The sequence below is a fragment of the Steroidobacter gossypii genome (assembly GCF_016801985.1).
Taxonomy (GTDB): domain Bacteria; phylum Pseudomonadota; class Gammaproteobacteria; order Steroidobacterales; family Steroidobacteraceae; genus Steroidobacter; species Steroidobacter gossypii.
The window spans coordinates 1,603,588-1,626,162 of record NZ_JAEVLS010000001.1; the positions used below are offsets into that span (position 1 = coordinate 1,603,588).

The 22,575-nt window shown below is 63.0% G+C and carries 17 protein-coding genes; 6 read left to right on the forward strand and 11 right to left on the reverse strand.

All coding sequences use genetic code 11. The features are described from left to right. Window positions 1-109 precede the first annotated feature (109 nt). From JM946_RS07000 to JM946_RS07010, 3 genes are all read left to right on the forward strand, one after another. Window positions 110-1,663, forward strand: a complete 1,554-nt coding sequence (locus tag JM946_RS07000) for a PAS domain-containing sensor histidine kinase (protein ID WP_203166430.1) — start codon at window positions 110-112, stop codon at window positions 1,661-1,663. Then, window positions 1,660-2,292, forward strand: coding sequence for a response regulator FixJ (gene fixJ, locus JM946_RS07005; protein ID WP_230979466.1), 633 nt, complete (start codon window positions 1,660-1,662; stop codon window positions 2,290-2,292). The genes JM946_RS07000 and fixJ overlap by 4 nt, the downstream gene beginning before the upstream one ends. Before the next feature lie 345 nt (window positions 2,293-2,637). After that, on the forward strand, window positions 2,638-3,012 hold the full coding sequence (locus tag JM946_RS07010) for a response regulator (RefSeq protein WP_322110913.1): 375 nt from the start codon (window positions 2,638-2,640) through the stop codon (window positions 3,010-3,012). Between the two features lie 34 nt (window positions 3,013-3,046). Here the strand turns inward: JM946_RS07010 and JM946_RS07015 are convergent, their stop codons facing one another. Next, window positions 3,047-3,994, reverse strand: coding sequence for a DnaJ C-terminal domain-containing protein (locus JM946_RS07015; RefSeq protein WP_203166432.1), 948 nt, complete (start codon window positions 3,992-3,994; stop codon window positions 3,047-3,049). A gap of 148 nt (window positions 3,995-4,142) precedes the next feature. Then, window positions 4,143-6,212, reverse strand: coding sequence for a M12 family metallo-peptidase (locus tag JM946_RS07020; protein WP_203166433.1), 2,070 nt, complete (start codon window positions 6,210-6,212; stop codon window positions 4,143-4,145). Window positions 6,213-6,605: 393 nt separating this feature from the next. Between JM946_RS07020 and JM946_RS07025 the strand changes: the two genes are divergently transcribed. Both JM946_RS07025 and JM946_RS07030 read left to right on the forward strand, forming a co-directional pair. Continuing rightward, window positions 6,606-6,944 (forward strand): P-II family nitrogen regulator, encoded by a 339-nt coding sequence (locus tag JM946_RS07025; protein WP_203166434.1) that lies wholly within the window; start codon window positions 6,606-6,608, stop codon window positions 6,942-6,944. 66 nt (window positions 6,945-7,010) lie between these two features. After that, window positions 7,011-7,982: a quinone oxidoreductase family protein gene (locus JM946_RS07030; protein ID WP_203166435.1), complete on the forward strand. Its 972-nt coding sequence runs from the start codon at window positions 7,011-7,013 to the stop codon at window positions 7,980-7,982. A 6-nt stretch (window positions 7,983-7,988) separates the two neighbouring features. Here the strand turns inward: JM946_RS07030 and JM946_RS07035 are convergent, their stop codons facing one another. Together JM946_RS07035 and ilvN are read right to left on the reverse strand one after the other, a co-directional pair. Then, the gene (locus JM946_RS07035; RefSeq protein WP_203166436.1) at window positions 7,989-8,597 is read right to left on the reverse strand and encodes a glutathione S-transferase family protein; all 609 of its coding nucleotides are present in this window, start codon (window positions 8,595-8,597) and stop codon (window positions 7,989-7,991) included. 118 nt (window positions 8,598-8,715) lie between these two features. Next, window positions 8,716-9,222 (reverse strand): acetolactate synthase small subunit, encoded by a 507-nt coding sequence (ilvN, locus tag JM946_RS07040; protein WP_203166437.1) that lies wholly within the window; start codon window positions 9,220-9,222, stop codon window positions 8,716-8,718. A 542-nt stretch (window positions 9,223-9,764) separates the two neighbouring features. On the opposite strand from ilvN, the gene ilvB reads away from it, so the two are divergent. After that, the gene (gene ilvB / locus JM946_RS07045; protein ID WP_203166578.1) at window positions 9,765-11,558 is read left to right on the forward strand and encodes a biosynthetic-type acetolactate synthase large subunit; all 1,794 of its coding nucleotides are present in this window, start codon (window positions 9,765-9,767) and stop codon (window positions 11,556-11,558) included. A 53-nt stretch (window positions 11,559-11,611) separates the two neighbouring features. Here ilvB and JM946_RS07050 read toward each other — a convergent pair whose 3' ends face one another. The 7 genes from JM946_RS07050 to JM946_RS07080 all read right to left on the reverse strand — a co-directional run bounded on the left by JM946_RS07050 (window position 11,612) and on the right by JM946_RS07080 (window position 22,343). Further along, entirely contained in the window at window positions 11,612-12,883 is a 1,272-nt protein-coding gene (locus tag JM946_RS07050) for a TetR/AcrR family transcriptional regulator (RefSeq protein ID WP_203166438.1), read from the reverse strand. A 64-nt stretch (window positions 12,884-12,947) separates the two neighbouring features. Continuing rightward, the gene (locus JM946_RS07055; RefSeq protein ID WP_203166439.1) at window positions 12,948-14,150 is read right to left on the reverse strand and encodes an acetyl-CoA C-acyltransferase; all 1,203 of its coding nucleotides are present in this window, start codon (window positions 14,148-14,150) and stop codon (window positions 12,948-12,950) included. A gap of 39 nt (window positions 14,151-14,189) precedes the next feature. Further along, the gene (locus tag JM946_RS07060) at window positions 14,190-16,271 is read right to left on the reverse strand and encodes a 3-hydroxyacyl-CoA dehydrogenase NAD-binding domain-containing protein (protein WP_203166440.1); all 2,082 of its coding nucleotides are present in this window, start codon (window positions 16,269-16,271) and stop codon (window positions 14,190-14,192) included. Window positions 16,272-16,466: 195 nt separating this feature from the next. Beyond that, window positions 16,467-18,017 (reverse strand): tetratricopeptide repeat protein, encoded by a 1,551-nt coding sequence (locus tag JM946_RS07065; RefSeq protein ID WP_203166441.1) that lies wholly within the window; start codon window positions 18,015-18,017, stop codon window positions 16,467-16,469. Between the two features lie 65 nt (window positions 18,018-18,082). Beyond that, window positions 18,083-19,027, reverse strand: a complete 945-nt coding sequence (locus JM946_RS07070) for a hypothetical protein (RefSeq protein WP_203166442.1) — start codon at window positions 19,025-19,027, stop codon at window positions 18,083-18,085. A gap of 134 nt (window positions 19,028-19,161) precedes the next feature. Continuing rightward, the gene (locus JM946_RS07075; RefSeq protein WP_203166443.1) at window positions 19,162-20,259 is read right to left on the reverse strand and encodes an NAD-dependent epimerase/dehydratase family protein; all 1,098 of its coding nucleotides are present in this window, start codon (window positions 20,257-20,259) and stop codon (window positions 19,162-19,164) included. Further along, on the reverse strand, window positions 20,256-22,343 hold the full coding sequence (locus JM946_RS07080) for a S9 family peptidase (protein ID WP_203166444.1): 2,088 nt from the start codon (window positions 22,341-22,343) through the stop codon (window positions 20,256-20,258). The genes JM946_RS07075 and JM946_RS07080 overlap by 4 nt, the downstream gene beginning before the upstream one ends. Window positions 22,344-22,575: the final 232 nt, after the last annotated feature.

Sequence of the window (22,575 nt, forward strand, 5' to 3'; positions counted from 1 at the left end):
TTTGAACCGAGTCCAGACTCGGGCAGGGGTGTCGTGGGCCGGCCGCGGGGAACCGATCGCGGCCAGCACTACTTCCACGGCTGCTGCCATGCGTGGTTAGATCGGTAATATGACCTTACTGCGAGTCGCCGAGCCCCAAGAAGAACGCGCGCATCGACTGGAGCGCGAATTTCAGGCGGTCTTGGACGCCGCCGTCGACGCGGTCGTGCTGTTCGATCACGAGGGCCGCATCGAACTGCTGAACCATGCCGGCGAGCGCATGTTCGGCTACAACGAGCAGGAGGTCATCGGGCTGAAGGTGAACATCCTGTTGCCCGAACCGTACCGCTCTCAGCATGACGACTATCTCCGTCACTATATCGAAGCGGGCGAGCCTCGCATCATCGGCATCGGTCGCGAGCTGCTCGCCAAGCGCCGCGACGGCAGCGAGTTCTCCGCCGAGCTCGCGGTTGGCCGCGTGCAGGGCACGGATCCGCCGCGCTTCGTCGGCTTCATTCGCGACATCACCGTGCGCCGGAATGCGGAAGAGGCGCTCCGCCGCAGCGAAGCCCAGCTGACCATCGCCCAAGAGATCGCCAACCTCGGCAACTATGTCGTGCATGCGGACGGCAAGTTCGAGGACTACTGGTCGCCGCATTTGTATCGAGTGCTGGGGCGCCGCTATGGCGAGCCCTACATCGGCGTCTACGAATACCTGGAGCCGATGGTGCATCCTGCAGATCGTGCACGCTGGCAGGCGGCACGCGACGAGCTCGAGACCAGCGCCCGCTCCATGGACATCGAGTATCGCGTCATCCATCCTGACGGCTCGCTCCGCTACGTGCACCACATTGCACAGACAACGAGGCGACCGGACGGCAGGGTGCTGCGACAGGTGGGAACATTGCACGACATTACGGATCGACGCCGTGCCGAAGACGAAGCGCGACAGATGCAGGATCGCATCGCGCACTTCGGACGTATATCCACCATGGGTGAAATGGCTGCCGGCATCGCGCACGAAGTCAATCAGCCGCTCACGGCGATCGCGACCTATGCGCAAGCGTGCCAGCGTCTGATCGCGGCCAACGACTTTTCGCAGGAAGAAGTGGAAGCGGCGCTCAATCACATCGGCGCGCAGGCGCTGCGCGCCGGTGAGGTGATTCGTCGCTTGCGAACGTTTGTAAAAAACCGGGAAGTGCGGCGAGAGTTGATCGAGGCGAATCGTCTGCTGGAGGACGTGGTCACGCTTGCGCAGACCGACGCCCGACACAACGGCGTGCGCCTGGTGCTGGAACCATCGCCGCAAGCGCCGCAGGTGCAGGCGGACGCGGTACAAATTCAACAAGTGGTGCTGAACCTGGTTCGCAACAGTATCGATGCGATGCTGACGGTGCCCGAAGTGCGCCGTGAGATCCTGTTGCGAACCACGGTGGACGGCGAAGGCGATGTGGAATTCATGGTCGCCGATCGCGGCACGGGCGTGGACCCGGCGGCCATGGCCGAGCTGTTCAATCCGTTCTTCACCACCAAGCCCGGCGGCACCGGACTCGGCCTGTCGATCAGCCGATCCATTGTTCGCGCTCACGGCGGCAAGCTGTGGTGCAGCGCCAATCCCGGCGGCGGAGCGCGATTCTTTTTCACACTGCCGGCCGTGCCGGCGTCAGCAGGGAGTCAGCAATGATGATGAGAGCAAGCGTCACCAATCAGCGGCCCACGATCTTCGTCGTCGACGATGACTCCGCGGTGCGCGACGCGCTGAAGCTGCTGCTTCGGTCGGTCGGACAATCCGTGGAGACCTACGGAGCAGGCTCGGAATTCCTGGAAGCGTACAGCGAAGACCGGCCCGGCTGCCTGGTGCTGGACATCCGCATGCCGGGCATGTCGGGTCTGGAGCTGCAACAGAAGTTGAACGAAAAGCACTCCATCCTGCCGATCATTTTCATCACTGGACACGGCGACGTGCCGATGGCGGTAGAGGCCATGCAGGCCGGCGCGGTGGACTTCATTCAGAAACCGTTCAGAGATCAGGATCTGATCGATCGCATCAACCAGGCGCTCGAGAAGGACACCAGCAACCGCGCCGCGCTGGGTGAACGCAACGACATTCGCCGCCGATTAGAAACACTGACGCCGCGTGAGCGCGAAGTGCTCGATCTGGTCGTGCACGGCAAAGCGAACAAAGTGATCGCCGGCGATCTCAAGCTCAGCCAGCGCACTGTGGAAATCCACCGGGCGCGCGTCATGGAGAAGATGCAGGCGTCCTCGCTTGCACATCTGGTGCGCATGGTGCTCGAAGTCGGGCAAGTGTGAGCGGCTACGCATCCGTGCATGTGGGACATCTGATTTTGCTGCTGTGACAGAAGCTTGCGATTGGCCGGCGGATCGCGACGAGCGAACGTATGAAACAACTTTAATTTCCGGCGAGTGCAGCGTTCAGCGGCGCTGCCTTTCCTTAAGTACAAGTGCGACTTTTTCGTCGGTGGCGCTCGGCCAAGATAACAACATGCGACCACGGCCCACAGGCGAGTCCACCGCCCCCAATCCTCCCTGCGGCTCGGGCTTTCCCGCAACAGTGGCCGTGGCCGCTTTTTTCTCAGCATACTCAGCGCAAAAGATTCGTTCCTGGTTGTGTCGTACTCCCGCCCCATCGTTGCAGTGATCGAAGCCGACGCAACGGACCGCCGAATGCTTTGTTCCTTATTGAGTAAGCTGAACGCGGAAGTTCAGGATTACGACAGCGCTGAAAGCTATCTCGCCTCGCCTGGCGGAATTCACGGCAGTTGCCTGATCACCGACATGAGCCTGCCGGGCATGTCCGGGCTGGATCTGTTGAAGCAGCTGCGCGCCAGGCACGCGTCCACGCCGGTGATCTTGTTGGGAGAGGATGCAGACGTGCGCGCCGCGGTGGCGGCCATGCGCGAGGGGGCGGTGGATTTCATCGAAAAGACGCACGTGGATTATTCCATCGTGCGTCGCGTCGCCTATCTGCTCGATCATTCACAGCACGCCGAGGCTCCCGGCGTGCATTGATCGGTTGTCTCCGGCCGATCGACCGTCCGAATGTTTACTGCAGCTCCGCTCGCGGATCGAACGGCAACTCACGCTGCATCTGTTCGTATAGCTCGCGCGCCTTCGCCGAATCGGCGGGCGGCAATACGATCTTCAACACTACGTACTGATCGCCCGGCGTCGAACCCGGCAGACCGCGGCCTTTGAGTCGCATGCGCTGTCCCGCTTTCGCGTTCGCGGGGATGCGCAAGTCGACCGGTCCAGCCAGCGTTGGTGTCGGCACCGTGGCGCCGAGCGCGGCTTCCCACGGCGCGATCGGCAACGTCAATGTCACATCGCGGCCTTCCACTTGATACAACTTGTGCTTGCGGAACCGAACTTCGAGATACAGATCTCCCGAAGGTCCGCCGCCGTGGCCGGGGCTGCCTTGACCGGAGAGACGAATGCGCTGGCCTTCCACGATGCCTTGAGGGATCGTGATCTTGAGTGTGCGCGGTCCGGTCTGCGGGCTCTTCAGCTCGATGGTCTGCGTGCCGCCGCGGAACGAATCTTCGAGATCGATCTCGATGGACGCGACTTGATCGTCGCCCGCCATCGCGAAGCCGCGAGCACCGCCCGCGCCACGCGCACGCGGGCCTCCTCGAGCAGCGCCGCCGAACAAGGACGAGAAGAAATCGCTGAAGCCGCCTTCCTGGTCGCCGAACGCGGTCGAGAACTCGAAGTTCTTGCCCCAGTCCGGCGGCGGACGGAAGTCCTGGCCCTGACGCCAGTTGCTGCCGAGTTGATCGTACGCGGCGCGCTTTTGCGGATCCTTCAGGACCTCATAGGCTTCCTGCACTTCCTTGAAGCGGGTCTCGGCGTCCTTTTCCTTGCTCACGTCCGGGTGATATTTGCGCGCAAGCCGGCGATAGACGCGCTTGAGCTCGTCCTGGCCGACGTCGCGGGCGACGCCCATGATCTTGTAGTAGTCCTTGTATTCAGGCACGGCGAAATGACACCTCATGCCCGGGCCCGTGAGGCACGCGCCCGGAAGATTGCAAGCGACTGATGGCGATCAATTTACGCGGTCCGCTCCGCCGGGCCAGAAGTTGCCGGCCGGAGACACGGATTGCGTGTGCTTGGCGTCGTAAATGGCGCTTGCAAGCGCGCTTTCAAGCGTCCGCGGGCCGGGTGTGGCGGCGGCGCTGCTGGAGACTTTTCAGGCCCAGCGTTCCCAATAGCAGAGCCAGCAGGCCGGTTCCCAAGGAGCCCCCACCGCCGCCGCCGGATGAGCCCGACGAGGAGTTGGTCACCGCCGCGGCGGTCACGTTCACCGTAGTGCTCGCCCGGTCATTCGCGGTGTCCGGATCGAGATGACTGCTAGAAACGTGGGCTTGCAAGCCAACGCTACCGATGGCGCCCGCGGTCAGGCTCACGGTGCCCGCGGCGCTTGCCCCGGAAGCCAGCGAAGGCAGCGAGCAAGTGACCGTGCCGCTTGCAACCGAACAGCTGCCGCCAGCGAGGGTCGCGCTCGATGCCGAGACTCCGCTTGGCAGGGCCATTGTGAGCGTCACGGAGCCGGCGCTGCGCTCCGATTCATTGCGAGCCGAGAAGCTCGCGCTGAAGGGCTCATTCGCGGCAACGGAGGAGGGCGCCTGGAGGCTCACGCCGAGATCCACTTCGGTCTCGATTTGGATCGTGCCCTCGCCGTGGTTGTTGGCGAGATTGCCTTCGTTGGCTGCGCTTACGTCCACGGCAATGGGATAAGACCCGACGAGGGCGCCGCGCAGAGACAGTTGGACCGCAGTCGAGTTGCCTCCAGCGATGTTGCCGAGCTCGCAATTCACGCGCCCGCCACCACTGGTGCACGTGCCTCCGCTCACAAATGCTTCGACAATCGTGAGCTCAGACGGCAGTGTGATTTCCGCTCTCGCGTCGGTGGTCGCGAGCCCGCCGGCATTGCGTACCGTCAGCGCCCAATCGAAGTTCCGACCTAGCGGCCGCCGCGCGGAGCCCAGACTGCTATCAACGGTTATATCGGCGTTGGCTAGCGCAGTGATGCAACTCGCGTTGTTGGCCTTCGGCTGCATGATGCTCAAGCTGCACGAGGAAAACCTGTCGTTACCGTTGATGCTCGAGGACATCAGGAACACGCCAGTCGGCGTGCTCGCACAAGCGCCATCGACGTCGCCATCGTGAGGTGCCCCGAAGTTGTGGCCGATCTCGTGAGCGGCGATCAGGGATTCCATCCACGCATTGCGCCCGCTCGCTTCCGTGAGGCCGGCGCCGTACTGCCGATCGCAGACGGAGCTGATGTACGCGATGCCGACCGTCGATCCGTCCAGGTTGCGCCCGGTGAACAGATGCGTCAGGCCGCGCGCATTGAGATTTGGAGAGCGTCGGCGCAGATCGGCGAGCTCGCTGAGCAACGATGATGGAGCCGTGGTGGCCGATAGCGAATCGCCGATATCGATCGACGGTACGCTGATCTGCACGCCCAGTTGTGAGCTGTAGATGCCGTCGACGTTGTTGAGTCGCTGCAGGATCTGCTCGCGCGTCTGGCTCTCGCTCGTGAACTGATTCCGCAGCAGGTTGTCCGCCAACACCGAAAGCTCGATCCGCCGGGTCGCGCCGGCCGCTTGCATGATCGCTGGCGCGCCCTTCAGTTCGCTCACCATCGATCGATAGGCGTCCGAGCCGTTGCCGGCGATGGCCGTGGTATCGACGCCGCACGAAGCCGACCCCGGCGCCATCTCCACATCCTTGAGGCGGAAGATGGCCGTGGTGTCCGCGGCGACTTTGGCGTTGACGGGCAGCGAAGCGCGCAGCTCGGCAGCCGGCTCGATCACATACAGCTCGGCGCCATCCCAAATCATGCCTGCGAGCTGGCCCTGCGTGATCGAAAGGCGCACCCATGACTGGGTCTCGCCGTTGATGTGACCACGGTACAGCTCGATGTTCGGCTGGTCGGTCAGGAGCGGGGATAGCCGCTCGTTCGGTTCCAGCGTCAGATCGAAGCGCCGACCATAGGCATCGAACTGCAGCGCATGCGTCTGCGACGACTTTCGTTGAACCTGGCCGGTCGGAGTGGCGAGCCGGAGAGGCTCGAAGTAAAGAATGCGGGTGTCGTCCTGTTCGGCGCCGAGCGCGACGCCGGTCACGGTGCCGAGCGCGAAGGCAGCCAGCCAGTGCCAGGGTTGTCCGAACTTGGTTGCGCTGTCGCGCCTGTCGCCCCCGATCACTGATTCGACCTTGCTTCCCAGATGCCGGCCGACCTTTTCGCACAGTGGCGCGCCGCGGGCAACAGCACGAAAGGCCCTGGTTGTTCGGGACGCGATCTCGATCACGGGCAAGTGTTGAATAGTGAGATGAATATTCCACTTTGGGGAGGCCTGCTGACGCACCAATTCCGCGCGCCCGCTGCGGCACGCGCGCCAAACTGGTGCGGGCCGAATCGGACTTTTACCGGCGATCGGCTGGTAAGCTGACGCCCAGTGATCACGTCGGGTCGAAACGCGCGGCATGGAACGTGCATTGCAATCCCTCGCCGCGGTAGTGCAAGGTAGTCTGGCCACGCCAAGCGATCCGGCGGAAATGAAAAACCCATAGCGCAAGCGAGACAGGAGCCACGGGGAATGAAACTCATCAGCGCCATCATCAAGCCGTTCAAGCTGGACGACGTTCGTGCCGCGTTATCGGAAATCGGCGTGTCCGGCATGACAGTTACCGAGGTCAAGGGCTTCGGCCGGCAGCGCGGTCACACCGAGCTGTATCGCGGCGCCGAGTACGTGGTCGATTTCGTACCCAAGACCCGCATCGAAGTCGCCGTGCGCGATTCTCTGGTCGATCAGGTGGTCGAGGCCATCATCGGCGCGGCCAAGACCGGCAAGGTCGGCGACGGCAAGATCTTCATCACGGATCTGGAGCGTGTGCTGCGTATCCGTACCGGCGAAGCGGACGATCAAGCTCTTTAAGTAGATGCACCCACCACAGGCGGCGCGCACCGCCGCCTGAGATCCGGCTCGGGCTAGAATGCCCGCATGACCGGCATCATTCGTTTCCACGAGACTGGCGGTCCCGACGTATTGCGTTGGGAATCCATCGAGCTGCCCGAGCCTGCGCGCGACCAGGTGAGATTGCGCCATACCGCGGTAGGCCTGAACTTCATCGACGTCTACGAGCGCAACGGCCTGTATCAGGTGCCGCTGCCGGGCACGCCGGGCAAGGAAGCGGCCGGAATTGTCGAAGCCGTCGGGCCCGGCGTGAAATATGTGCAGGTCGGCGATCGGGTCGCGTATTCCGCAAGCGGCTCCGGCTCTTACGCCGAAGCGCGCGTGATGCAGTCCGATCGGCTCGTGAAGATCCCCGATGACATCGACGACAACACGGCCGCCGCCGCGACGCTCAAAGGCCTGACTGCGCATATGTTGCTGCGTCAGGTCTACAAAGTGCGCAGAGGCGATGCGCTGTTGGTGCACGCTGCAGCTGGCGGCGTTGGTTCGATTCTCGTGCAGTGGGCCCGTCATCTCGGCGCGGTCGTGATCGCAGTAGTCGGCTCTGCTGCGAAGGCGGATATGGTGCGAGAGTTGGGCGCACAACACGTTTTGCTCAGCGACGACGATTGGGTCGCGCAAGCCAGAGCCATCACGGGCGGCCGAGGCGTCGCGGTGGCCTATGACTCTGTCGGCAAGGACACTTTCATGCGCTCGCTGGATACGTTGCGAGTGCGCGGCATGATGGTCAGTTACGGCAATGCATCCGGCCCGCCGCCAGAGATCTCGCCCTTGGAGCTGTCGAAGCGCGGCTCGCTGTATCTCACACGACCGACCACGTTCCATTTCACTGGAACGCGTTCGGCGCTCAGCAAGGCCGCGCAGGAGTTGTTCGATCTCATGGCTCGCGGCGCGATCAAAGTGCAGATCGGCCAGACGTATCCGCTCAAAGAAGCGGCCCGCGCGCACGCGGATCTGGAAGCCCGTCGCACTACGGGCTCCACAGTGTTGGTCCCCTGAGATCGATCAGGTCGAGGTGATGGGGGCCCACCGCGGCTGCGACGACACGCGGTCGCACCAGCTGCGTATGTTCGGATAAGGCGCGAGATCGAAACCGCCTTCGTGCGCGACATGCGTGTACGCGTACAGCGCGATGTCTGCGAGCGAGAACTGTTCGGCGACCAGGTAGGTCCGTTCGCGGAGCCCGTCTTCGAGCACGTCGAGCGCGGCATAGCCGATCTTTTTCTTTTCGATCAGCTTCTCGCCGAGCTCCGCGCGAGTCTTGCCGAGCATCTTCAGCCAAAATCGCACGGTGCCGAGGTTGGGTTCGAGGTTGTATTGCTCGAAGCACATCCACTGCCACATGCGCGCGCGCTCATAGGCGTCTTCGGGAATCAGCGCGGAGCCTTCGGCCAGGTAAGAAATGATGGCGTGGCTCTCGGACAGATAACCCTTGCCCGGAATCTCCAGCACCGGAATGCGACCGTTGGGATTTTTCGCCAGAAACTCCGGAGTGCGCGTGGCGCCGACCTTGATATCGAGCTGGATCAGCTCGTACGGCAGCGCCAGCTGCTTGAGCACCAAGCGCACTTTGTAGCCGTTACCGGAGGGCAGATAGTCATACAGGCGATACATCGTCTCTCCCAAGCATCATCCGCAGGTCCAGGTTTGCAGGCACACGTTCAAAGAATTGAGCGCGTCCCCGAAACATCCTGCCCGTGATGTTTGCAGAGAACTCCTTGACGCCAGTCGATCAGGCGCGGAGCGTGGTCGCTCCTCGCAGCATCGCCAGTGCACCGCTGCGCACGACTTCAAGAACTTCGCCGAGATTCCCCGCTTCGGCAATGAACCTGTTGATCTGCGCTTCACTATCGGTGAGTTCGACGGTATAGCTTTCCGGGTCATCCGACAAGACTTTTCCACCGGCCTTTTGCACAGCGGAGTTGACTGCGGCCAGTTGCGAGGCCGGCACGCGCAATTTAAGTAACAAAAGCTCGCGCTCGACGTGCTGATCGCGCGTCACGTCGTCGACGTTCACCACGTCGATGAGCTTGAGCGACTGATTGACGATCTGCTGCACGACCGCTTCGGTGCCGGTCGTGACCAGAGTGAGTCGCGACACGGTCGGATCTTCGGTGGGCGCCACGTTCAGCGACTCGATGTTGTAGCCGCGCGTGGAGAACAGACTGGCGACGCGCGTCAGGGCGCCGACTTCGTTCTGTAGCAGGATGGAAACGATGTGGCGCTTGCGGGTGCTCATCGCGGATCCTTTGGCGGTCGCAGGAGTGGTCCAGGCCTCGGGTCGAGGCGTCACTATAGATGTCATCGGTCGCGCCACTGTTGGCAGGCGAAAGGGTCGGAGAGCATAGGGGAGGCGGTGGCGGGTTGCCTAGCTCATCTGCGTTGCGGTGGCGTGTGTCGTTTGGAAAGAGGCTCGCGGGCCCGGGGGGCGCACGCCGCCTCCGTCGGCGGCAACCGTTCGAACACCTCTGTTCCGAAAGTCCGCCGCAGGCAAAAATCAAAATTATCTTCTCCCTCCCGTGCACGGGGCCATGCACCGGAGGGGGCAGGGATGGGTCTTCTGGCCGCGAGGGGAGCCACACGTCAAATACCGGGGGCGAAAAGCGGGAAAGAGGGGGTGGGGTGCCAAATGGACGCTGAGGCTCAGCTTGCTGTAGGCTCCCCCGGTCGCATAAACCCGGTCGCCACACGCGCCCCGGGCGCATTTTTTTCCGGAAAACAGACGTGAAACATAGTCCTGCCGCGCTCTCCGCCGCCAGCCACCCGCTTGCCGGCAAGCAGATGTCAGGCGCCGAGATCATCGTTCAGGTGCTCGCCGACGAGGGCGTGGAGACGGTATTTGGGTACAGCGGCGGCGCGATCCTGCCGACATACGACGCGATCTTCGTCCACAACCGCGACGGCGTGAAAGAGGGCCGCCAGCCCATGCCGCTGGTGGTGCCGGCGAACGAGCAGGGCGCCGGCTTCATGGCGGCAGGGTACGCCAGAGCCACGGGCAAGGTCGGTGTGTGCGTCGTGACTTCCGGTCCGGGTGCGACCAACACGGTCACCCCGGTACGGGACTGTATGGCGGATTCCATCCCCATTGTGGTCATCTGCGGCCAGGTGCCGACGGGCGCCATCGGCAGCGATGCGTTCCAGGAAGCCCCGGTGGCCAGCATCATGGGCTCGGTGGCGAAGCACATCTTCCTGGTGACTGACGCTGCAAAGCTGGAAGCCACGGTGCGAACCGCGTTCGAGATCGCCCGCACCGGTCGGCCCGGGCCAGTGGTCATCGACATTCCCAAGGACGTGCAGAACTGGCGCGGCGCCTTCCAAGGCACAGGCCGGTTGCCAGTGCCGGGTTATCGGCATCGCATGAACCGGCTCCTGCGCAGCACGTTGTCCGAGACGCAGTGCGCCGAATTCTTCAGCATGCTTGGCGAAGCCAAACGGCCACTCATCTATGCGGGCGGTGGCGTGATTCAATCCGGCGCAGCGCCGGCGCTGCGCGAGCTGGCCATCGAATTCAACATCCCAGTCGTCACCACGTTGATGGGTCTCGGCGCATTCGATACCACTCATCATCTGTCGATGCGCATGCTCGGGATGCACGGCGCGGCCTTCGCCAACTATGCCGTCGACGATTGCGATTTCCTGATCACGCTCGGTGCGCGATTCGACGATCGCGTCGCCGGCAATCCGCCGAAGTTCGCGCCGAACGCCAAGCGCATCGCGCAGATCGACATCGACGCGTCCGAAGTCAACAAGGTGAAGCCGGTGCAGTGGCACCACGTCGGCATGCTGCCCGAAGCGCTACGTACGTTGCTCACGTATGGCCGTCGCGCCAGTTTCAAGCGCGACTGGACCTCATGGGTCGAGCATTGCGCGCAGCTCCGTCGCGATCATGCGATGAACTACGATCGCGACAGCACGCTGATTCAGCCGTATCACGTCATCGAAGAGATCAACCGGCTGACCAAGGGCGAAGCCATCATCAGCACCGGTGTGGGCCAGCATCAGATGTGGTCCGCTCAATACTTCGACTTCCGTAACCCGCGCCTGTGGCTCACCTCGGGCAGCATGGGCACCATGGGTTTCGGTCTGCCGGCGGCGATCGGCGCGCAGCTCGCCAATCCAGACAAGCTGGTCATCGACGTCGACGGCGACGCCAGCATTCGCATGAACCTGGGCGAGCTGGAGACGGTCACGACCTATGACCTGCCGGTGAAGATCGTAGTGTTGAACAACTGCGGTGACGGCATGGTCAAGCAGTGGCAGAAGCTGTTCTTCAAGGGCCGCCTGTCGGCCAGCGACAAGTCGCTGCACAAGAAGGATTTCATCAAGGCCGCGCAGGCGGATGGCTTCCAATACGCGGTGCGCCTGGATCGCAAACAAGATGTGGAGCGCGTGGTCCGCGAGTTCATCGAGTTCAAGGGCCCGGCGTTCCTCGAAGTCATGATCGATCCGGACGCGGGCGTGTATCCGATGGTCGGCCCCGGCCAGGCCTACGATGAAATGATCACCGGCCAGCACATCAACTCTCGCAATACGCCGACGCAGATCCGCCCGCCGGACGCTTCGGAAATGTTCTAGGCCGATTTCGGAGCCGCCACGGACGTGGCGGCCACCGCATTCATTCGCTAGCGTTATTTCGCGAACAATCCCATCAGCATGGGCTTGGCGTACAGCTCATGGGTTTGCTCGCCGGTGGCGCCTGGCACCCACCAGCGATATTCCGCGGACGCATTCAAAGTCGCAGAAAACACTTGCGCGCCAATCATCGGGTCGATCGCGCGTATCGACCCGGCGGTGATGCCGTCGGCGATCACGCCGGCGAAGCGATTCGAAACCCGAGCGTAAGCGTCGATCATTTCCTGGCGCATGGACAGCGGCAACGCTACCAACGCTGAAGTGCGCAACAGCGGGCCGCGCTCCGACATCTGATAGACGATCAACGCCGCCGCGAGCGTCATCAACTGTTCCCATTGATCGTCGCTCTGCGCAAGCACGGTACGCTGAATGCGGCGCATGGTGTCGAAGCTGCGCTGGAAGCAGGCGACCACCAGGTCGTCTTTGGCGTCGTGGTGGTAGTAGAACGAGCCCTTGGTGACGTTGAGTCGTTCGGAAATCTTTTCGACCGAAGCGCCGCGATAGCCGCGCTCGTTGATCAATCGCGTAGCCGCGATCAGGAACGTTTCCTGCGCGGCGGAGCCGGATGCGGCGGGCAGCATGTCATCGAGCGACACCTGCACATTGCGCCAGGTACGGCCCCGGCCGGCGAAGCCATTCAACAGGATGTCGCATATACGCCGGTGCACGCGCTCGAAGTCGTCGACGTCATAACGTCGTAACCAGATCACCGCCCAGAACACTTGCTCGCTCAGGATGTGAGCGCGCGCGGCACGTTGAGTTGCGGTCATCCACGAGCACTCGGGCGTTTCGAACAGCGCGCAGAGTTTTGCGAAGAAGCGCCGGTACGCATCGCCGACCACGGTGCGCTGTGGCTTTTGTAGCGTGCGCATGTCGCCGAACAGTGCGACGGGCGGCTCCTCGCCAGCGACGATGCGATGGCGCAGTTGCAGCCACAGTTGCAGCAGTCGTTGCACGCGCTCACGTGCCTCGGATTCCTGCGCCGCCATGTCGACCAGCGCCTCGGTGCGGCCAATGGCGTCGAGGAAGCAGGCCACCGCCAGATCTTCTTTTTTCCGGAAGTAATACGTGATGCTGGTGGTGAGCAGGCCGACGCGACTCGCCACGTCGGCGAGCGTCATGCCTTTGACCCCGTCGCGATTCATGATCTCGCTGGCGGCCGCGATGATGGTCTGTTGTTTGCGCGCGTATTTGCTGCCGGCCCGTGCCGACTTGCGGGGCCGCCCGGAGGAGGGCGGCGCTGTAACTTCTTTGTCCGAAGCAGACATCCGCGGTGATCTCCGGGCGGGACCTTCGTCCCGCCCTTGACGGCCGCCAGTCTACAAGATCGTGTTAGAAGATCTCGAACAAGCCCGCTGCGCCCATGCCGCCGCCCACGCACATGGTCACGATGCCGTACTTGGCGCCGCGGCGCTTGCCTTCGATCAGCAGATGGCCCGTCATGCGTGCGCCCGACATGCCATACGGATGGCCGATGGAAATCGCGCCGCCGGACACATTGAGCTTGTCGTTGGGAATGCCGAGCTTGTCGCGGATGTACAGCACCTGGCTCGCGAACGCTTCGTTCAACTCCCAGATGCCGATGTCGTCCATTTTCAAGCCATGCTGCTTCAGCAGCTTCGGCACCGCGAACACCGGGCCGATGCCCATTTCGTCCGGATCGCATGCCGCGACCATCATGCCGCGGTAAGCGCCCAGCGGTTTCAGGCCGCGCTTCTCGGCCTCTTTCGCTTCCATCAACACCAGCGCCGCCGCGCCATCGGAGAGCTGCGAAGCATTGCCGGCGGTGATGAACTTGCCTTCCTTGATGCGCTGTCCGTCCTTGAACACGGGCTGCAAGCCCTGCAGGTCCGGCAGCGTGGTCTTGGGGCGATTGCCTTCGTCGAGCTTCAGAGTCACAGGCTTTTCGGAGGTGGCGCCGGTTTCTTTGTCCGTCACGATCATCACTGAAGCCAGCGGTGCGATCTCAGCGTCATAGCGGCCTTCGGATTGCGCCACGGCCGTGCGCTGCTGAGACTGCAATGCATACTGATCCTGCGCTTCGCGGCTCACGCCGTAGCGTTCGGCAACGATTTCCGCAGTCTCGATCATCGTCATGTAGATCTGCGGAATGTTCTTCACCAGCCATGGATCGGCGGCGCGGAATCTGTTCATTTTGTCGTTCTGGACCAGCGAGATCGATTCGACCCCGCCGCCGATGGCGATCTGCATGCCGTCGTGAACGATCTGTTTCGCGGCCGTGGCAATTGCCATCAGGCCCGAGGAGCACTGACGGTCCATGGACATGCCGGACACGGTGACGGGCAGGCCGGCGCGCAGCAGCGCCTGACGAGCGACGTTGCCGCCGGTCGAGCCTTGCTGGAGCGCGCAGCCGAGAATCACATCCTCGACTTCCGCGCCATCGATGCCGGCGCGCTTCACCGCTTCCGCGATGGCGTGACCGGCCAGCTCCTGACCCTGAGTGTTGTTGAACGCGCCGCGATAGGCTTTGCCGATCGGCGTGCGTGCGGTGGAAACAATGACTGCTTCACGCATGAGTGGATTCCTTGGTTGGTCTATCGGTACGCCGAGCGTTCACTTCAGATCCTGAAACTTCCTGCCTTCGGCGGCGAGCTTCTCGAGCAACGGCGAGATGCTGAAGCCCGCGCCGAGCTTGGGCGCATGTTCCTTCAACTTGGCAACCACGGTGGCGAGCCCGACGGTGTCGGCATAGAACATCGGGCCGCCGCGATAGGCCGGCCAGCCGTAGCCGTTGATCCAGACGATATCGATGTCGGACGGACGGATCGCAATCTTCTCTTCGAGAATCCTGGCGCCTTCGTTGATCATGGGATAGATGCAGCGCTCGATGATTTCCTGCTCGGAAATCTGGCGCGGCGTCGCGCCGGCTTTGGCCATGAAGTCCTTGATGATCTTCTCGGTGACGGGTGAGGGCTTGGCGTTGCGCTGCTCGTCGTAGTCGTAGAAGCCCGCGCCGGTCTTCTGGCCGCGGCGATCCATTTCGCACAGCACCTCGCGCACCGTCGAGCTCTTGGATGTTTCTTTGCTCCAGCCGATGTCCAGGCCCGCCAGATCGCCCATCGCAAACGGTCCCATGGGCATGCCGAAGTCATACAACGGCTTGTCGACATCCCACGGCATCGCGCCTTCCATCAGCATGGCCTGGGCCTGCGCCTGACGCGCGGCCAGCATGCGATTGCCGACGAAACCGTGGCACACGCCGACCAGCACCGCGACCTTGCCGATCTTCTTGGCCAGTTGCATGGAAGTGGCGATAACTGGCTTAGAAGTCTTCGCGCCGCGCACCACTTCCAGCAGACGCATCACGTTGGCCGGTGAGAAGAAGTGCAGGCCGATGACCCACTCGGGGCGCGAGGTGGCGCTGGCGATCTCGTTGATGTCCAGATACGAAGTGTTGGAAGCGAGGATGGCGCCTTGCTTGGCGATCCTGTCGAGCTTGCCGAACACGTCTTTTTTCACGTCCATGTTCTCGAACACGGCTTCGATGATCAGGTCGCAATCGGCCAGCTTTTCCAGCTCCAGCGTGCCGGTCAGCAGGCCCATGCGCTTTTCGACATCTTCGGCCTTGAGCTTGCCGCGCTTGGCGGTAGTCTCGTAATTCTTGCGAATCACGCCGAGGCCGCGTTCCAGCGCTTCCTGCTTGGTTTCGACGATGGTCACGGGAATGCCGACGTTCGCGAAGTTCATCGCGATGCCGCCACCCATGGTGCCCGCGCCGATGACGCCGACTTTGGCGATCGGCAGGGTCGGCGTGTCGGACGGCACATCGGGGATCTTCCACACTTCGCGTTCGGCGAAGAACACATAGCGCTGCGCGGCGGACTGCACGCCGCCCATCAGTTCCTGGAACAACTTGCGCTCGACGGCCAGGCCTTCATCGAACGGCAGATTCACCGCAGCCTCGATACAGCGAATGTTGTATTCGGGGGCGAGAAAGCCGCGGAACTTGCGAGCGTTGGCCTTGCGGAAATCGGCGAAGATTTCCGGCTGGCCGCGCGCCGCTTCGACCTTGTCATTCAGATCGCGCACTTTCTTGAGCGGGCGATTCTCGGCGACGACTTTCTTGGCGAAGGCAATCGCGCCCGCGCGCAGGCCGCCTTCCGCCACGAGTTCGTCGATGAGACCCGCGGCATGCGCGGTCTTGGCGTCGATGTGAGCACCGGAAGTGACCATCTCCAGCGCTTTCTGCGGGCCGACGATGCGAGGCAGGCGTTGCGTGCCACCGGCGCCCGGCAGCAAGCCGAGATGAACTTCCGGCAGACCGCATTTGGCGGAAGGAACAGCGACGCGATAGTGACAACCCAGCGCGACTTCCAGGCCGCCGCCGAGGGCAGTGCCATGGATGGCGGCGGTCACCGGCTTGCTGGTGTTCTCGATGACCTCGATCACCTCGGGCAGCCACGGCGATTTCGGCGGCTTGCCGAACTCGGTGATATCCGCGCCGGCCATGAAGGTCCGACCGTCACAAATTAAAACCAGTCCTTTGATCGCAGCGTCCGCGCTGGCCTGCTGCACGCCCTGGACGATGCCTTCGCGGACCGCATGCGACAGCGCATTCACGGGCGGATAGTTGATTGTGATGATCGCGATCCCGTCTTCCACGGACAGGTCGGTCACAGCGTTGATTGCCCCCATCGGTGCGTCTCCTGTGGCTTGAATGATCGGACCGCGAGGCGGAATAAAGCGCTCGGCGGGGTTGTTCCGCCGAATCGGCTCAACGTCGCGGGGCGGGCATTATGGCGCACTTTGAGGGCTTTTACCGCAGTGCAAAGAATTCCGCACCGCGGGTTCTCTACCGACCGGTAATCAACGACTTAGCTGCGGCGATCATCAGCGCCGCGCCGTGGATTTGCTGGCGGTGCTCGGTTGGATCTTGCAGCCGTATAGCGCGGGCTCGGCGGAGCAGACATCGGGCACGCCTTGCTCCTGCCAGAACGCGGGCAGGCCGGCCGCGCTGACGATTTCTTCGAAGCGGGAGTGGTCGCGAAGGAATCTGGTCTGCGGCATCCACAGCACTCGCAGCGGCAGGCTTTCGCCCTGACGTTGCAGACGTGACATGCGATTGAAAACAAACTCCGGCTGCTTCAAAGCTGCGCCACACAGAATCTCCGTGGCCGGATCGATCTGCTGCTCACTCGCCGCGAGCGTGACGGCTTGCAACGCCTGCGGGATGCGACGACGATTTTCCGCCGCGCGCAGCAGCGGCTCGCCCCAGCGCGAAAAATCCTGCGTGCCGATCGACGCTTTCAATATGTTTCTGGCCGAATCGTGTCGGCCCGCCAGCAGGGCTTCCAACGCCTGCACTGTCGAGGGCACCGCTTGAATCGCGGGCGGCGCTGCGGTGGTGGTCAGCGTATATGCGAAACATTCGGTCGCGCCCGTGCTCTGCGGTTGCAGAGCGACGGCTTGGGCGCCGAGCGGGGCGGCTTGTTTATAGCGTCCCGCATCGACCAGCAAACAGGTGAGGCCTTCCAGTGCGGCGGCTGTCTGCGCGTCGAGGGTCAAGGCGCGCTGAAAACTTTCGCGAGCAGCAACCCATTCGTTACGACGTAAATGAACCAGGCCGAGCGCGGCGTACGCCTCGGCGCTGGCTTCATCGAGTGTGAGCGCGTGCTCTGCCGTGGTTTCGGCCAGCTGCGTCAGCGATGTTTCATCTTCGCCACCGAGGCTGAGATAGCCGGTAGCCAGCGAGCCCCACGCGCGAGCGAATTTGGGATGACTACGAACCAACCCTTCCAGGCGCTCCACCGAACGGGCGCGGCGAGGCGCGTTCGACGGTTGCGTGAAGCCCGAGCTTTCCGGACCGGACCACTCCAGCGAGGTGGTCAAAAACGTGTCGTACGCCTTGTCATCGTCGGTGCCCAGCAACGAGGTCCAATCGCCAGTGGCGTGCGCGGCATTCAGGAACCGCGGCAACTCAGATGCGAAGGCGCGCATGACAGCGAGACGAGATTCATTCGGCAACGCCAGCGCATTCTGCCGATCGACGACATCGTCGGGCGCGATCAAGGCGAGCGTCGCCTGCTCCCCGTCGCCACTGAACGTGATGCGCAGAGTGAAGATTTTCGGCTCGGCGGCCGGATCGGTCGAGATCGCGGTCATGTGCATCTTGCCGCGAGTCAGCAGGTGATTCAGTTCGAGGCGCAACCACGAGAGGTCCGGATTGTCGGCCTCGCTTCTCAGCTCCAGACGTAAAGGTTTACTGGCGTGAAATTCTTCCCTGATCGGCGCGGGCGGGATGACAGGCTCGGGCTCCTCGGGCGAGCAACTGCGCAGGAATGGGTACGCCGCGAGCGTGGCGAGCAGCAGCAAGCCCGCCACGCGGCGAACGGTGAATAAACGGTTGGCGCGGGGCTGCGCTGGAGGAGTCGAGTCTTGCACGGCGGCGCTAGTTTAGTGCCGCCGCGCGATGCGCCGCCAATGTCAGACGGCGCTTGGGTCCTGGATCAGCGCCACTCGTTGCCGCCCTGATCGAGCACGCTGGCGAACTCGGCCCGGCGCGGCACGCCCTCGAAGGTCGAGGTGCGCACGAACATCCTGGCGCGGTCGGTGGCGTTGAACGAGCCGTTGAGCCCTTCGATGTGGCTGTTGGCCACGTGCACGATCGCGTCTTCGACGATCAGGCCCGTGCCGGTGGCGACCACGTGGCTGTTGGTGATGTAAAGCTCGCAACCGCCGCGAGCGATGATGGCGTCGCCTTCGACATAGATCTTGCGGTCGTCGAGCTTCAACATGCGCTTGCCTTCGCAAATGATGGGCTCGCTGGGCTGCGTGCCCGCGACGTTGCGCGATTGAGACGCCGAGCTCTTGCCGGAGCTCACGATGCTGACCCCGGGACCGGAGACCCGCAGCTGTCCGCCCGTGCGTTCGATGGTGTAGGCCGCTTCGGCGGCTTGCGCTCGTTCGGCAGCGGCTGCCGGCGAGTTGTCGACGACTCGCGCCGGTTCTTCAGCAGCGCGCGTTGGAGTAGCTGGTTCGGCGGCAGTCGGAGCTTGCGCCGGGGCATAGTTCAACGGTGCAGGGTCGGCCGGCTGTGTACTTGCCGTTGGTGCTGCCGGCGGAGCAGCCGCTGCAATGGCAGGAGTCGGAGCATTCAGCTGCGCAACTGGCGCGGCGGCCAGGTCGTTCAGATGGATCGTTTGAACCTGACCGGTCGTGCGATCACGTACGGTGAACACGCGCGTCCTGGTATCGCTCGCGAGCACCTCGTAACGCGGATTGCGTTCCAGCGCGCTGCGGGCCCAAGCGATTTCGGCCGGCTCGCCAGGCAATGCCGCGGTCGGCTCGTTGCCGCCGTGGTTGCATGCGCTGAGCACGGCCAGCGCGATACAGCCGAGCGCGAGGCGGGCGCGGAAGGATCGGGCTGCCGAGCGGATGACGATTGACGACATGACGGTCTCCAGAAGCAGGACACTATCGTCACTCCGGTGAGGACGAGAGTCCACTTCTGTTCGACGGGCGCGGCGAGTTGGATGAGACCACGGCGGCGATTGGTGATCGCCGCCGGATATATGTCACATTCGAATCACGCCAGGGCTTTCAACTGCTTGAGCAGCTCGGTTTCCCGTTCAGCAGTGAGCCCGGCGCGCAGCTTGGCTTTTTGTTCGGCGGGACGCTGTTCGTGCCAGGCCAGCGTGTCCTTGATGGTCACCTCGAGGTCGCGGAATCGCAGACCCTGCGCGACCGCTCGCGCCGAGCTGACCAGCGTCGCGCCCGCTTCCTTGCCGACCGGCGGCGCCCAGATCGGAATCTCGCCGCTCTCCAGCGCCTTGTGCTGTTCGAGAAACGACTGACTCGCCCACACGAACGACGCATTCGATCGGGAGACGCGCCTGCTGGCCTCGAGCAACTGCCCCATGGTCACCGCGCCCGGCGGATTGCAAAGGTTGTAACGGCCCTGGATCTTGCGTTCGACGCAGGCGTGCATGAACTCGGCCATGTCGCGCACGTCGATGAACTGCACCGGATCCGACGGCGTGCCCGGCGCCAGCATCTCGCCACCGCGCGCCACTCGCACCGGCCAGTAAGTGAAGCGATCGGACGAATCGCCCGGGCCGACGATGTATGAAGGCCGAATCACTGCCTGACGCGCGCCGAAAGTTTGTTCGACGACCTTTTCGCAGGCCGCCTTCAAACCTCCGTAGTTGTCATTGGTGATTTCCGTGGCGTTCGGATCTTTCAGCTCGGCGAGTTTGTAGTCCTCGTCGATGCCCGGTGGCGTGAGATCGGCGTACGCGGAAATGCTCGATACATAGATGTAGTGCTGCACGTGATCCTTCAGCAGCTCGGCGCTCCGCTGCACCTGGGCGGGGAAGTAACCGGAATTGTCCACGGCCACGTCCCAGTCGCGACCCTTGAGCATGTCGAGCGGGCCGGCGCGATCGCCGATCAGCGTCTCGACGTCGTCCTTGAACAAGCCCGGATTGCGTTTGCCACGATTGAGCAGAGTGACTTGATGACCGGCAGCGCGCAGTTCACGCACCAGGTGCGGGCCGCTGATGCCGGTGCCGCCGAGGATCAACACCTTCAGCGGCTTCGATTTGTTGCTCGCGGCGAATGTTTGTCCCGCGAGCAGCGTGGCGGCGCCCGCCATCAGCAAAGCTTCGCGTCGATTGATAGTCATTGCGACACCTGTGTTTGAGTGGCTTCACTGCCGGTGGCCGACACCGGGGTTGCTTCGCCCGGTCCTGGGCGCACGTATTTCTCCAGCCATTGGCGCTTGGTCTCGTACCAGAACAGCGAGTTCTGCGGCTTCAAGATCCAATGGTTCTCGTCGGGGAAGTACACCAGCTTGCTGGGCACGCCGCGGTTCTGCAGGGTGTTGAACAGCTCGAGGCCATGATTCACCGGCACGCGCATGTCGAGCTGACCGTGAATCACCAGCGTCGGAGTAGTGAAGTTCGCGGCGAAGCTGTGCGGCGAGTTGCGTGTGAAGCGCTCGACGTCTTCCCAGAACTCGCCATGGCGCGATTTGTCCGCACCGTAGTCGCTGGCGATCTGTGTATATGAGTTGTACACCGCTGCGTGCGCTACCAATGTTTTGAACGGATGCGGCTTGCCCAACAGAGCAGACGCAAGATAGCCGCCATAACTGCCACCGCCAGCGGCCATTCGTTCAGTGTCGATCCATGGCTGGGCGCGGAACCAGTCGGCGGCCTTGATGGTGTCCTCGTACGGCAGCGCCATCCATTCCTTGGTGATGGAGTCGGTCCAGGCCTGGCCGAAGCCGCTCGAGCCATGGAAGTTGTGCCAGGCGGTTACGTAGCCCCAGTTGGCGAAGATCTGCGCGTTCCAGCGCCACTGATAGCCGTCGATGGCGCCGTTATGCGGGCCCCCATGCAGCAACAGGTACAGTGGCCACTTGCGGTCCGGGGAGAAGTTCGGCGGATATACCACCCACATCTGCACGTCTTCGTTGTTCGCGCCTTTATAAGTGACGCTCTCCACCTTGCCCGGCGTGAGTTTGGCCAGCAGCGCATCGTTGAAATCGGACAGCTTGGTGGCGGCGCCCGTGCGCGGAATGATGCTGACGAGCGTCGGCGGCTCGCTGAAGCTCTGACGCAAGCCGACGATCACCGGGCCGCTGCCGGCGATGGCGAGCGAGCCGAAGCTGTGCTCGCGAGTCACGGCCTTGGGTTCACCGCCGCCGATGTCGAAGCGATAGATGCGACGCGTACCGGCGTCGTCGATGGAGCCAAACAACGATCCGCTGTCTGGCGCCCACACCAGCCCATCGGCCGTTCGATCCCAGTTCTCGGTCAGGTTGCGCAGCTTGCTGGCGCGACGATCGAATAACATCAGGCGCGCGCGATCGGCGTAGAAACCTTTGATGGTTTGCCGGCGAAACGCGAGCGATCGACCGTCGGGACTGTACAGCGGACCGAAGTCGTCGGCCGGATTGTCCTGAGTGAGATTGGTGAGATTCTGCGGCGAGCCGCCTTCCACCGGCAGCGTGAACACATCGAAGTTGGGATCGATGCCGCTGCGATCGGTGTTGACCGCGAACGCGACCTCGGCGCCATCCGGCGAGATGTCATAAGAATTGGCATCCGGCTCGGCGCGATCCAGCGCGACCCCGGAGTTGCGCGTGATGGCTTGCGGTTCGCCGCCGTCGATGCTGATGGAATAAATATGGGTCTGGCGATCGTCGAGAAAATGATCCCAATGACTCACCGGCGCCTTGTCCCAAACCTTTGCGGTCATTTTCGCTTCACTGCGTTCGGTCATGCGCTTTTCCATCTCGGCCCAGCTCGCCAGATCCGTCCAGACCTGCGACAGAAAGGCGATGCGTCGCGAATCGGGAAACCACTTCGGAGCAATCACGCCGGTTGGGACGTTGGTCACCCGACGCGCTTCGCCACCGTCGACGGCAATGACATAAAGCTGCTGTTGTTTGTCGTCGCCGCGCTTGGCGACGAACGCGATCATCTCGCCATCCGGGCTCCACACCGGCGAAGACGCCGAGCCGGCGGTGCTGGTGAGCTGCCGCGCCTTGCCAGGCTTGGTGGGCACCAGCCACAGATCCGTCTCGCCCTTGTTCTTGTCGACGTCGTAGCGCGTCACCGGCACGACCGCGAGGCGGCCGTCGGGAGAAATATCCGGCTCGCCGAGCCGCTGTAGTTGCCACATCGCCGCCGCGCTGTAGGGCTCGGCGTGCGTCGTGCCGGCGAGGGCGATGCCGAACATCAGCGCGAGCGTGGCCCGCATGGAGGACCGCAGGGCGCTGTGCGGTTTTTGCTTATGACAATGCCTGCGCTCGTAGCTGCGAAGAGACGGCATGCAAATCATCGGTGTGCCTCGTGTTGAGCCCATGTAATCAATCGTGAATTGACATTAGTCTAACCAAGCGGCCGACCTGCGCTGTGCATCTGAGAAGTGCATCCATTTCTTCGCAGGCATCGCTACGTACACTCGCGACTGTCCAGCAAGTGCGCGGCCT